Origin of the sequence: Selenomonas sp. F0473 (assembly GCF_000315545.1) — a bacterium.
Lineage (GTDB): Bacteria > Bacillota > Negativicutes > Selenomonadales > Selenomonadaceae > Centipeda.
Map to the genome: position 1 here is coordinate 1039440 of NZ_JH992902.1, position 11556 is coordinate 1050995.

The following is an 11556-nucleotide window of genomic DNA, read 5'->3' on the forward strand; positions in this document are numbered from 1 at the left end:
GGTACTTACAATTCCACCTCGTATGTGCTAAACTATGTCTGTCTGCATTTTCTTGTTTTGACATTATGTGACCTCCCTAGTACGGTTGCTCTTGCTAAGCTGGCAGGCTCGGCTCTAGCTTACCATACTAGGGTCTATTTTTTTCACCGCTTAAGCTCTTTGGAACCACGCGACTATCACGTGGTTTTCTTTATACAAAAAGCCCCTCACGCGTTCGAACGCAGGAACGCGTGAGGGGATATTTTTATGCAGATTGTGACGCAGGGACGGCATTCAGCGCAAAATGTCTACGCTCCCAGGATACTGCCGACCAATATCCCCAGATACGTCCCAATCGCATACCCGAACGTCCCGACCAGCATCGCGGGTCCGACGAGCTGGTTCCATCCCTGCGATATCGCCATGCCGGCGGCCGTCGTCGGCCCGCCGATATTCGCGTTCGATGCGATCAAGATGTCCTCGAGGTCAAATCCGAGCAGCTTGCCGCCGATCAGCACGAACAGCATATTCACGGCCACCATCAGCAGGCAGAACACGAAGAGGAGCGGCGCATTGGTCAGGATCTCCGAGATGGACGCGGGCACGCCGATCACGAAGAAGAACATATAGATGAAGAAGGTGCCAATCTCCTGCGCGCCGTTCATAGATGCCGCCTGTTTCTCGAAAGCGCTGGCAAAGGCCATTGAGATCAGCGTGATCCAGACGTACTGACTGCCGAGGAAGGTGCTCCCCATCTTGGCAAGCGCGCCCGCATCGGGGGAGACCGCCGTGCCGAGCGTTGTTCCGAGAAATTTTGACAGCGTCACGACGACTACGGCGTACGCCACGCACATGGCGATGTCCTTCAGCGAGATGTCCTTGCGTCCCCAGTACCCCGCCGCGCGCGTCTTGCCCTCCTCGGAGATGCCGCTCCGCTCCGCTTCGTCGATCAGGGGATGGGTATAGACGCGGCGGAAAAACGCGTTGCCCGCGATGCCGAGCAGGATGAGGAAATAAATCGCCATATTGAGGTTATCCGCGACGATCGTCGAGGAGACGAGCGTGCCGCCGACTTTGAACGCATCCGCGAGCGCCGTAAAGTTGACGCCGCCGCCGATGTAGGAGCCCGTCATCATCGCCGCGACCTTCGGCAGCCCGTCGATCGCGCCGTCCATGAGTATGCATCCGAGCACAGCGCCGCAGATCGTTCCGGCCGCGCCGATGAGAAAGATGAGGAGCAGCCGCCCCGTCTCCCGCCAAATTTTACGGACGTTCGTCTGCAGGAGCAGCAGGGGTATCGCCAGCGGTACGAAATACCCCCACACGACATCGTCGTAAAGCGCCGCGTGCGCGGGGACAACGCCCGCGTTGACGAGCGCGAGCGCGGCGACGAGCGCAATCACCGCCCCCGAAAGCTGCGACGCCCATGTGTAAGTCTGCTCCAAATAGATGGAGAGCGCCACCGTAACCGTCATCGCGGCCATCAGCATCCAAGTATTCTCGGGGCTTATGATTGTAGTCATAGATCGTTCCTCCGTCAAAATATGCGATTTAGTATAGCACTATTTTTTCACCGCCGCAAATACGCGTCTTTCCAAATCGCCCGCGCTCGTGTAAAATAGAGTCGTATATGCGTGCGAAAAGAGGGCTGCGGATGATACGACAGACAGAGGAACGGGATATCGCGGATGTTCTGCGCATCTACGAAGTGGCGCGCGGCTTTATGCGTGCGTCGGACAATCCTTCGCAGTGGGCGGACGGCTACCCGTCCGAAGGGACGGTGCGCGCGGATATCGCGCGTGCGGTAGGCTATGTGCTGGAGGGCGCGGCGGGGCAAATTTACGCGACCTTTGCGCTCATCCCGGGAGACGATCCGACCTACGGCTATATCGAGGACGGCGTGTGGCGCGATCTCAGTCCCTATGCGACGATCCACCGGGCGGCGAGCGACGGCGCGCGGCACGGGGTATTCCGTGCGATGCTCGCCTTCGCCCGAAAGCGCTGGGACCATCTGCGCGCCGATACCCATGCGGACAACGCGCCGATGCGGCGCTGTCTTGAGGACAACGGGTTCGTCCGCCGCGGCACAATCTATGTGCGCGGCCGGTCGCCGCGCCTCGCATACGAATGGAGCAAATGAAGGAGATTCTATATGATTCAGTGCATCACCGTCGGAGATATGATTGAGAGCAATTCGTTCTTTTATATCGACGATACGACCAAACACGGATTCCTCATCGACGCGGGCGCGGAGGGCGACCGGCTCGCCGCTTACGCCGAAGCGAAGGGCTGGGTGATCGAAAAACTGCTCTTAACGCACTGCCATTTCGATCATATCGGCGGCGTGGAAGCGTTCCGGCAGCGCATTCCCTGCCCCGTGTATGCCGCGGAGGACAGTCCGCGCTACTGCGTCGATCCGCGCTGGAACCTCTCCATATGGGGCGGCGCGCCCGTGACGCTCTCGGATGTGCATACGTTCGCCGACCGCGAGATCATCGCGCTCGCGGCGAATCCGACGATGTCGCTCGAGGTACGCTACTCCCCCGGACATACGACGGACTCCTGCATCTTTTACAGTGCGCGGGATCATGCCGCATTCGTCGGCGATACGATCTTCTATGCGAGCGTCGGGCGCACGGATTTCCCGGGCGGCGATACGCGCACGCTGTGGGAGAGCATCGCGGCGCAGGTCTTTACCCTGCCGCCCGACACCGTCCTCTACTCCGGGCATACCGAGGAGACGACCGTGCGTGCAGAGATGGCGCGCTACCGATGAACTACGCGGACTTTATGGCGTCGCTCGCGCGGGGCGCGCTGCCGCACGTCTTTTTACTCGCGGGCGAAGAGCCGTACTACATCGCGCGCGCGGAGGAGGCAATTCTCCGCCGTCTGCTCCCTGATGCCGCAGGCCGCGTCGACGCCCTCGTCCGCTATGAGGAAATGCCGCCGATTGCCGCGCTCGCCGAATCGCTCGAGACGATCCCGTTCTTCACGGATAAGACCGTCGTGTTCGTTCGCGGCGCATCGATTTTTGGCGGGGGGAAGAAAAAGGACGCGACGGCGGAAGAAACAGATGCTCCCGCGCAGAAGGATACGAGCGCGGACGCGCTCTGCGAACTTCTCTCCGATCTCCCGCCGACCGCCTACGCCGTCTTTACCCTGCACGCAAAGCCCGACAAAAGGAAGAAAATCTATAAAGCGGTCGAACAAGCGGGCCGCATCCTCGAGAGCGAGGCGGTGCGCCCGTGGACGGTCGAGCCGTGGCTGAACGCGCGTCTGCGCGAGATGGGACGTACGATGCATCCGCGGGCGCGCGCCTTTTTCCTGAGCATTGTTCAGGTGATGGAAACGATCTCGCTCGAATTCCTCGACCGCCAGCTGGAAAAACTCGCGCTCTATACGGACGAAAAGACGTTCACCGAGGACGACCTGCGCGCCGCATTCTCCGAGATGCCGGAGGTCTCCGTCTTTGCCCTCATAGACGCCGTGAATGCGCGGGATTCTTCACGCGCCCTCACGCTCCTTGCCCGCTGCCTGGCGGACGGCGTCTACTTCACGGTGCTGCTCGCGCTCCTTACGCGCAATGTGCGCCAGCTGTGGCAGGCAAAACGTCTCCTCGCGCAGGGAACGCCGCTGCGGGGGCTGGGCGCCGCCATGAAACTGAATCCCTTCATTGGGGAGAAGCTTGGACGCAGCGCGCAGGGCTTCCGCGAATCCACGCTCGAGGATGTGATGCTCGCGCTTGCGGACGCGGACTATCTGATGAAAACGGGCCGGGCGGGAGAAGAGCTGCTGGAGGATGCGGTGATTCGGCTTTGTTCCTAACGCGGTTTAGGACGTCTTTCTCGCCGCTCAGCAAACGACGCGGCTGGTCAATAGCACGATACAGCAAGTGATGCCGCACAGTCTCTCGCGCTGCGCGCTGCGGACTGCAACGCGGCATGCTCACATTTCCCGAAACGAAACCGGTGATATGCCGCGCCGCCCCTGCGGGGTAAAATGCTCCGCGGCGTCGATAAGACGCCCTGACACCGCATCATACATAACGGTGCAACAATCTATACGCACCTTACAAAAAAAGGCTTCTGCATGACCGTATTCATGCAGAAGCCCCTTTTTATTGTTTCATATAGCCCGTATAGTCCGCGACGCCGAGGATTTCCTCTGCGCGCGCGATTGTCGCCGCGTCGGGCGGCTCCACGCCGTCCAGGCGGTACGGGATGCGCAGTTCCTCGTATTTGTGCACCGCCATCGCGTGATACGGCAGCACCTCGACGCGCTCGACGGTCGCGAGGCTCCCGATGAACTCCGACAGCCGCCGGAGATCCCCCTCGTCCGTCGTATAGCCCGGCACGAGGACATGGCGGATCCACATCCGCTTGCCGTGTTCGGAGAGGAACAACGCGAGCGCAAGCGCGCTCAGATTGTCCGTGCCCGTGAGCTCTTTGTGCCGCGTGGAATCAATGTGCTTGAGGTCGAGCAGAAAGAGGTCGGTCAGCGGCAGGAGCCGCTCGAATTGCCCAAAGAACGGTTCTGCCTGCGTGAAGGGCTCGCCCGCCGTATCGACGGCGGTGTTCACGCCCTTTGCTTTCGCGAGGCGAAAGAGCTCCGTTACAAAGTCGAGCTGGAGCAGCGGTTCGCCGCCGCTGACGGTGATGCCGCCCGTATTTTTCCAATAAGGGCGGTAGCGCAGCGCCTGCCGAAAGATCTCCTCCGGCGTCGCCTCATACCCGCCCTCCGTTTCCCATGTCTCGGGGTTGTGGCAGTATTGACAGCGGTAGCGACAGCCCTGCACAAAGACGATGAAGCGGATACCGGGGCCGTCGACCGAGCCGAAACTCTCCGTTGCGTTGATCCGCCCCTTACAGCCGGTCATGGAACGTGCGGGAGATGACGTCCAGCTGCTGTTCGCGCGTCAGGCTGATGAACTTGACGGCGTAGCCCGAGACGCGGATGGTGAAGTTCGCGTACGCGGGATTGTCCGGGTGTTCCATGATGTCCTCAAGGATTTCGCGTCCAAAGACGTTGACGTTGAGGTGGTGCGCTCCTTGGTCGAAATATCCGTCCATCGCGCTGACGAGATTCGTCACGCGCTCGTCCTCGCTGTGTCCGAGCGCGGAGGGGTTCATGCTCTGCGTGTTGGAGATGCCGTCGAGCGCCCAGTGATACGGGAGTTTCGCCACGGAGTTGAGCGAGGCGAGCAGGCCGCAGCACTCCGCGCCGTAGCTCGGGTTCGCGCCCGGAGCGAGCGGCGTCCAAGCCTTGCGCCCGTCCGGCATCGCGCCTGTGTATTTCCCATAGACCACGTTCGACGTGATGGTGAGGATGGAGGTTGTCGCCTCGGAGTTGCGGTAGGTGTGGCGCGACTTGATCTTCGCGAGGAAGGTCCTCAGCACCCATTTTGCGATCTCGTCCGCGCGGTCGTCATCGTTGCCGTAGCGCGGGAAATCGCCCGTCGTCTCGTAGTCCGTGACGACGCCGTTCTCGTTGTAAATCGGCTTGACCTTTGCATATTTAATTGCCGAGAGCGAATCGACGACGTGGGAGAAGCCGGCAATGCCCGTCGCGAACGTGCGGCGGACGTCCGTGTCGATGAGCGCCATCTCCGCCGCCTCGTAGTAGTAGCGGTCGTGCATGTACTGGATGGCGTTCAGCGCGTTGACGTAGACGTGGGCGAGCCAGTCCATCATGCGCTCGTACTTCTTGACGACGTTGTCGTACTCGAGGTACTCCGTGCGGATCGGGCGGTACGCGGGCCCCACCTGCACGCCGCTCTTCTCGTCCACGCCGCCGTTGATGGCGTAGAGGAGGCACTTCGCAAGGTTCGCGCGCGCGCCGAAGAACTGCATTTCCTTGCCCGTCTGCGTCGCCGATACGCAGCAGCAGATCGAATAATCGTCGCCCCACTCTGGCTTCATCACGTCGTCGTTCTCGTACTGGATCGAGCTCGTGCGGATGGAGATGCGCGCCGCGTAGCGCTTGAACGTCTCCGGCAGTTTCGACGAGTAGAGCACTGTGAGGTTCGGCTCGGGGGAGGGCCCCATGTTTTCGAGCGTGTGGAGGAAACGGAAGTCGTTCTTTGTGACCATATGGCGCCCGTCCATGCCGATGCCCGCCATCTCGAGCGTCGCCCAGATCGGATCGCCCGAGAACAGTTCGTTGTAGGAGGTGATGCGCGCGAACTTCACCATGCGGAACTTCAGCACGATGTGATCGACGAGCTCCTGTGCCTCCGATTCGGTGAGGCTGCCGTTCTCGAGATCACGGTGAATGTAGATGTCGAGGAAGGTCGAAATGCGCCCGACGCTCATCGCCGCGCCGTTCTGCGTCTTGATTGCCGCGAGATAGCCGAAGTAGAGCCACTGCACCGCCTCGTGCGCATTCCGTGCGGGCTGCGAGATGTCGTAGCCGTAAATCTGCGCCATCTCTTTCATGCCCTTCAGCGCCTTGATCTGCTCGGAGAGCTCCTCGCGCTGCTGGATGACGTCGTTCGTCATCACGCCGTCGCCGTAGTTGAGGAGTTCTTCCTTCTTGAACGCGATGAGCGTGTCGATGCCGTAGAGCGCGACGCGGCGGTAGTCGCCGACGATGCGCCCGCGCCCGTAGGTGTCGGGCAGTCCCGTGATGATGTGACTGCGGCGCGCCGCGCGAATCTCGTCCGTGTATGCGTCAAAGACCGCCTCGTTGTGCGTCTTGTGATATTTCGTAAAGATTTCGTGGAGCTTCGGGCTGACCTTGTAGCCGTAGTTCTCCAGCGCCTCCTCCGCCATGCGGATGCCGCCGTACGGCATGAACGCCTGCTTGAGCGGTTTGTCCGTCTGAAGACCGACGACCTTTTCGAGGTCCTTCAGCGCGGGGTCGATGTAACCGGGGCCGTATGCCGTCAGTCCCGAGACAACCTCCGTCTCCATGTCGAGGACGCCGCCCTTCGCGCGCTCCTCTTTTTGCAGCTCCTGCACGCGTCCCCACAGGCGGTTCGTCGCATCCGTCGGCGGCGCGAGAAAGCTCTCGTCACCGTCGTACTGCGTGTAGTTGCGCTGGATGAAGTCGCGGACATTGACCTCCTCCTGCCAGACGCCCCCTTCGAAACCGTCCCAGCTCTTGCTTTGCAGCATAATAAACCTCCTTCTTCCAAATCATTCCCATTTATTGAAAACAAAACTCAACTAAAATCAACGCCTTAATAATACTTGAATCCCGTTCACTTTTCAATAGTTCCAAACGAAATAATTGCAATGAGAATAAGACATGACGGCATTAAGACTTACCTATTACGGACGGAGGTCCTATCATCGATACCCTGAACGAAATTTCAACTGCGGGCGTGAGGATTGTGCTTGCGCGGCGGACGGAAATGTGTTCTAATAGAGCCGATACAATATAATGGCAAAGGAGCATACGATATGAGGAAATGGGCCGTCATCTATTCGTCCGTCACCGGCAACACCAAGGCCGTCGCCGAGGCAATCGCCGCAGAGGCCGGCGCCGACCTCTTCCGCGTGCAGGACGCCCCCGCCGATCTCTCCGCTTATGAGGCGGTCGCGCTCGGCTACTGGCTACGGCGCGGCGGTCCCGACGATCTCATGAAGGCATATCTGCCGCGCGTAACGAATGCCCGCGTCGCCCTCTTTCAGACGCACGGCGCGGACGTTGGCTCCGAGCATGCCGTCACCTCGTTTGCGCGCGCGGGCTATCTGCTGGGGGAACGCTGTGAAATCCTCGGCACATTCTCCGCGCAGGGCAAACTCTCCCCCGCCCTCATCGCAAAGCGCAGGAAAGGCGCGGCAGACGACTCGCATAACAGCCCCGAGGCCCGGGAGCGCTGGGTGCGCGCGGCGAATCATCCCGACGCGGACGATCTCGCGGCGGCGCGTACATTCGTGCAGAAAATGGAACACAAGATGGATCTCCTCGAGAAATTCCGCCGCGCGCAAGAGGAGCGCAAGGCGAAGCCGTAACCGTGCCGCAGGAAAGATACCGCCGATGAACGCCGAAGAGAAACGCGCCCACGAGGCAGCCATCATGACGCAGATGATCGCGATTTACTGCCGCGGCAAGGGGCATCTAGGACGTACGCGCATAACGGACGGCGCGCCCGCACTCTGTCCCGACTGCCGCGCCCTGCTTGCCTATGCGCTCTCGCGCGTCGAAGGCTGCCCGCGCATGGACATTAAGTCCTTTTGCTCCGTCTGCCCCGTCCACTGTTACAGCAAGGACATGCGCGCGCAGGTGCGCGACGTCATGCGCTACAGCGGCCCGCGCATGCTCCTGCACCACCCGCTTACGACGCTCCGGCACATGTGGATCGATTTTAACGCGCGCAGACGGGAAAAGAAAGGAGTGCCCCATGCCTAAAATCCTCCTCATTACAACGGGCGGAACGATCGCGTCACGCTGCGGAGAACACGGATTGCGCCCCGTCCTCATGGGGGAAGAACTGCGCACAGCGATGGGCGCGGAGTGGGATGAGATCGAAATACGTGACTATCTCTCCCTCGACTCTTGCAATATCATACCTGCGTATTGGGAGGAGTTTGCACGCGAGATCGACGATCTGCGTACCGACTACGACGGATTCATCGTCACCCACGGCACGGACACGATGGCGTATACCTCCGCCGCCCTCTACTATATGCTCGAGAACCTTGATCGTCCCGTCGTCCTCACGGGATCGCAGCGTCCGCTCGGCGTATCCGGCTCCGATGCGGAGGACAATCTTCGTTTGGCGCATCGCGTCGCCCTGTCAGGCCGCCCCGGCGTCGTGCTCGCCTTTGGCGGGCGCGTCATCCGCGGCAATGCTGCAAAGAAGCTCTACACCGTCCGTGATGATGCCTTCCGCAGCATCGGCGCGCCGGATATTTCCATTGATGGGGATACGGCAGATGTACAGGCCGCTCCTGCAGCGCCGTTTCACCTGCGCGATGTACTCGATGAACGTGTCGCCGTTATCAAACTCTACCCCGGTATTCCTCCGGATATTGTGCACGTATACGTCAATGCGGGGTACCGCGGACTCATCATCGAGGGATTCGGCAGCGGCGGTGTGCCGCTCATCAACGAGCAAAGTCTGCTCCCCGCACTCGTCTACGCCCACGACTGCGGCCGCACCGTTGTGCTGACAACGCAGTGCGTCTACGACGGCGCGGATATCACGCGCTATGAGGTGGGCGTCCGCGCAGCTGAGCTCGGTGTGCTTTCGGGCGGCACGCTCCCCGTTGAGGCGCTGTACCCGCTCCTCATGCTGCGTCTCACAGAGACGCCCGAGGGGGAGAGGCTGCAGCGCCTAACGTAGTTCGTTATGACATGCAGCCGTCTCATGCCGCATAACGATAAGCAGGATTTGAGATTTATGGAAAGGAACATGCCTATGGAGCTCCAAGAGGCCCTCGCAAAACGTGCCAGCCTTCGTAAATTTACGGGAGAGATGCCCACGGACGCAGAGATAGGCGCCGTCCTTGACGCCGCCTATCTCGGTCCCGTTCTCGCATTTCACGACATGCGCATCAGCGTCATCACCAATCCCGAACTCCTAGAGGAGGCACAGGAAAACGGCGAAGCGTTCAACCGGATGGGCAATCCCGCGTATATGTACGGTGCGCCCGTATGGGTTCTCCTCTCGGCGAAGCGGCACACGGAGAACATGCCCAACACGCCGTACACCGCCGACATGCTGAACGCCAATATGTATTGGACGCTCGGCAGCATCATCCAAAATATGCATCTGAAAGCCGTAGAACTCGGCCTCGCCGCCTGCCCCATGAACACCACCGTCGTCGCGCTTGGGGATAATGCCGCCCTGCGCCGCAGACTTGGCATTCCCGACGGACATATCGCCGCCGGTTCCATCGTTATCGGCAAGGGGACACAGGGGTATAAAGAGCGCCCCGTAAAGCCCGCACTGCTACCCACAGCGTTCTTAAAGTAAGGAGCAGATCATGGAGTTACAAAAAATCGGCACCGTCAGAAGCCCCTACAAATCTCTCGCGGACATTCCGCGGCAGGGACGGTTTGTCAACACCGTCTCCGAGATCGAGATCCTCCCCGCGTTTGCAGACGGACTGCTGCGCATTGAAACGGCGCAGAGGCTCATCGTCCTCTACTGGGCGAACCTCGCCAAACGAGATGTGCTGCAGACGCTTCCGCCCGCCGGATCGGAACTGCGCGGCGTCTTTTCATGCCGGGCGCCGCATCGTCCGAACCCGATTTCCCTCTGCATCGCCGACCTCCTGGCCCGGGAAGGAAACATCCTCCGTGTCAAACATTTAGACGCACTCGACGGCAGCGCCGTCATCGACATCAAACCATACACATCGGTCGATTCGCTGCCGATAGACAACGCGGAAGAGTTCAACGCCGGAGTTGGGATTGCCTCTGCAAAAAAATCCTGTTCATAAAATTTGGCATATATCGATGCCTGCGCCATGTGCAGGCAAATAAAACGGCGCGTCGGTTTCGATAAGAAAGGGCTCCATGCGATAACAACGGGACGCATCCCTGCCGTCCGTCTCTATGCCCCCTCTGTATCGCGGAGTTTGCGGAACGCGACAGAGACATCCTCCGCATCCGCCGGCCCGACGCTCTCGACGGCAACGGCGCGATCGGCAGCAAGCCGTCTCGCCCGGTTGATGAGAGAGGCTCACCGCAGGAAAGGATCGTGATCATCGTGAAATACCGCGTCGCATTCACTGCCATCGGAGATTTTGCCCTACAGCTCCTCCAAACGCGCGGCAGCCTCATCATCTTTGACAAAGACGTCCCCTATGCTTACGAAAATATGGTGCTCTCACATACTAAAGGAGATCTGAAAGAGGATGTCGCCCCGGGCGACACCGTCCTCATCGCAGAGCGGGAGTATACGGTTGCGCGCGTCGGTGCAGACGCGAACAAGAACCTGCGGACGCACGGACACGCAACGCTCCTCTTTGCCGAGAGCGACGACAGCGAAGAACTCCGGCCGGGTGAGATTCTCCTCACGGGCGCACGCTTCCCTCGTATCATGGTGGGCGACCTCCTCGAGATCTTCTAGTCGTATTCCGGAATCACAACAGTATCATAAAACCGGAGCCGCTGCACATTTTCTTTGTGCAGCGGCTCTATTTATGCTTTGTACACAATCCGCTGAGACCGGTCCTATGTCCATTATTTATAGGACTAATACTTGTACTATTTGAAGGAATAATCGGCCGGATAAATTTTATCTATGAACACTAATTTATCTGTTTCATTAGAAAAGAAAATTCTAAAAATATCGCTTAAAACACTTGTAATGAATCCCGTTCGCCTTTATAATGACTTCTGCATTCTCGAATGCAATTATTATTTTCATTTAGCCCGACTCATATAATATGCAAACGAACGTAATCTCTACTTCATAAGTAAACTAAAACATGGGCGGCAAGGAGGTTCCGAAACAGTCGGAACATAGTTTTCGGTTATCATGGAGGAAAATACATGCTCAGAAAAAAGAGTCGACGATCCGTGCGTCTGCTCTCCTATGCCATAACGACATGGCTCGCCCTGCCCGCCTATACCGCATGGGCAAGCGAAGCTGCATCCGAGGGGGGGGGGGAATACTAA

At 59.4% G+C, this 11556-nt stretch carries 13 protein-coding genes; 10 read left to right on the top strand and 3 right to left on the bottom strand.

Annotated features, from left to right (window positions below; translation table 11 throughout):
• Positions 1-287: 287 nt before the first annotated feature.
• Positions 288-1502 (bottom strand): DUF819 domain-containing protein, encoded by a 1215-nt coding sequence (locus HMPREF9161_RS04795; RefSeq protein ID WP_009728559.1) that lies wholly within the window; start codon positions 1500-1502, stop codon positions 288-290.
• A gap of 131 nt (positions 1503-1633) precedes the next feature.
• Between HMPREF9161_RS04795 and HMPREF9161_RS04800 the strand changes: the two genes are divergently transcribed.
• From HMPREF9161_RS04800 to holA, 3 genes are read left to right on the top strand one after another with little or no spacing between them, the layout of a single operon-like run.
• A complete protein-coding gene (locus HMPREF9161_RS04800) occupies positions 1634-2119 on the top strand; it encodes a hypothetical protein (protein WP_009728560.1) in 486 nt (161 codons plus the stop codon).
• A 12-nt stretch (positions 2120-2131) separates the two neighbouring features.
• A complete protein-coding gene (locus HMPREF9161_RS04805; protein ID WP_009728561.1) occupies positions 2132-2755 on the top strand; it encodes an MBL fold metallo-hydrolase in 624 nt (207 codons plus the stop codon).
• On the top strand, positions 2752-3804 hold the full coding sequence (holA, locus tag HMPREF9161_RS04810; RefSeq protein WP_009728562.1) for a DNA polymerase III subunit delta: 1053 nt from the start codon (positions 2752-2754) through the stop codon (positions 3802-3804). Before HMPREF9161_RS04805 ends, holA begins: the two co-directional genes overlap by 4 nt.
• 292 nt (positions 3805-4096) lie before the next feature.
• Here the strand turns inward: holA and pflA are convergent, their stop codons facing one another.
• Both pflA and pflB read right to left on the bottom strand, forming a co-directional pair.
• Entirely contained in the window at positions 4097-4855 is a 759-nt protein-coding gene (pflA, locus tag HMPREF9161_RS04815) for a pyruvate formate-lyase-activating protein (RefSeq protein ID WP_009728563.1), read from the bottom strand.
• On the bottom strand, positions 4842-7094 hold the full coding sequence (gene pflB, locus HMPREF9161_RS04820; protein WP_009728564.1) for a formate C-acetyltransferase: 2253 nt from the start codon (positions 7092-7094) through the stop codon (positions 4842-4844). Before pflB ends, pflA begins: the two co-directional genes overlap by 14 nt.
• Positions 7095-7382: 288 nt before the next feature.
• Here pflB and HMPREF9161_RS04825 point away from each other — a divergent pair, with 288 nt between their 5' ends.
• The 7 genes from HMPREF9161_RS04825 (at position 7383) to HMPREF9161_RS10125 (ending at position 11556) form a co-directional block, all read left to right on the top strand.
• Positions 7383-7937 carry a flavodoxin family protein gene (locus tag HMPREF9161_RS04825; protein ID WP_009728565.1) on the top strand — a complete coding sequence of 185 codons (555 nt, stop codon included), beginning with the start codon at positions 7383-7385 and terminating at the stop codon, positions 7935-7937.
• 25 nt (positions 7938-7962) lie between these two features.
• The gene (locus HMPREF9161_RS04830) at positions 7963-8334 is read left to right on the top strand and encodes a nitrous oxide-stimulated promoter family protein (RefSeq protein WP_009728566.1); all 372 of its coding nucleotides are present in this window, start codon (positions 7963-7965) and stop codon (positions 8332-8334) included.
• Positions 8327-9271, top strand: a complete 945-nt coding sequence (locus HMPREF9161_RS04835) for an asparaginase (RefSeq protein WP_009728567.1) — start codon at positions 8327-8329, stop codon at positions 9269-9271. The genes HMPREF9161_RS04830 and HMPREF9161_RS04835 overlap by 8 nt, the downstream gene beginning before the upstream one ends.
• A gap of 75 nt (positions 9272-9346) precedes the next feature.
• Positions 9347-9904, top strand: a complete 558-nt coding sequence (locus HMPREF9161_RS04840) for a nitroreductase family protein (RefSeq protein ID WP_009728568.1) — start codon at positions 9347-9349, stop codon at positions 9902-9904.
• Positions 9905-9914: 10 nt separating this feature from the next.
• On the top strand, positions 9915-10373 hold the full coding sequence (gene tsaA / locus HMPREF9161_RS04845; RefSeq protein WP_009728569.1) for a tRNA (N6-threonylcarbamoyladenosine(37)-N6)-methyltransferase TrmO: 459 nt from the start codon (positions 9915-9917) through the stop codon (positions 10371-10373).
• Positions 10374-10633: 260 nt separating this feature from the next.
• On the top strand, positions 10634-11005 hold the full coding sequence (locus HMPREF9161_RS04850) for a PTS glucitol/sorbitol transporter subunit IIA (protein ID WP_009728570.1): 372 nt from the start codon (positions 10634-10636) through the stop codon (positions 11003-11005).
• 425 nt (positions 11006-11430) lie between these two features.
• Positions 11431-11556 (top strand): hypothetical protein, encoded by a 126-nt coding sequence (locus tag HMPREF9161_RS10125; RefSeq protein WP_009728571.1) that lies wholly within the window; start codon positions 11431-11433, stop codon positions 11554-11556.

What these genes read in the sequence shown, in the direction of transcription:
- HMPREF9161_RS04795 (WP_009728559.1), bottom strand. Translation starts at nt 1,502, where the DNA reads ATGACTACAATCATAAGCCCCGAGAATACTTGGATGCTGATGGCCGCG.
- HMPREF9161_RS04840 (WP_009728568.1), top strand. Translation starts at nt 9,347, where the DNA reads ATGGAGCTCCAAGAGGCCCTCGCAAAACGTGCCAGCCTTCGTAAATTT.
- holA (WP_009728562.1), top strand. Translation starts at nt 2,752, where the DNA reads ATGAACTACGCGGACTTTATGGCGTCGCTCGCGCGGGGCGCGCTGCCG.
- pflB (WP_009728564.1), bottom strand. Translation starts at nt 7,094, where the DNA reads ATGCTGCAAAGCAAGAGCTGGGACGGTTTCGAAGGGGGCGTCTGGCAG.
- HMPREF9161_RS04805 (WP_009728561.1), top strand. Translation starts at nt 2,132, where the DNA reads ATGATTCAGTGCATCACCGTCGGAGATATGATTGAGAGCAATTCGTTC.
- pflA (WP_009728563.1), bottom strand. Translation starts at nt 4,855, where the DNA reads ATGACCGGCTGTAAGGGGCGGATCAACGCAACGGAGAGTTTCGGCTCG.
- tsaA (WP_009728569.1), top strand. Translation starts at nt 9,915, where the DNA reads ATGGAGTTACAAAAAATCGGCACCGTCAGAAGCCCCTACAAATCTCTC.
- HMPREF9161_RS04800 (WP_009728560.1), top strand. Translation starts at nt 1,634, where the DNA reads ATGATACGACAGACAGAGGAACGGGATATCGCGGATGTTCTGCGCATC.
- HMPREF9161_RS04825 (WP_009728565.1), top strand. Translation starts at nt 7,383, where the DNA reads ATGAGGAAATGGGCCGTCATCTATTCGTCCGTCACCGGCAACACCAAG.
- HMPREF9161_RS04835 (WP_009728567.1), top strand. Translation starts at nt 8,327, where the DNA reads ATGCCTAAAATCCTCCTCATTACAACGGGCGGAACGATCGCGTCACGC.
- HMPREF9161_RS04830 (WP_009728566.1), top strand. Translation starts at nt 7,963, where the DNA reads ATGAACGCCGAAGAGAAACGCGCCCACGAGGCAGCCATCATGACGCAG.
- HMPREF9161_RS10125 (WP_009728571.1), top strand. Translation starts at nt 11,431, where the DNA reads ATGCTCAGAAAAAAGAGTCGACGATCCGTGCGTCTGCTCTCCTATGCC.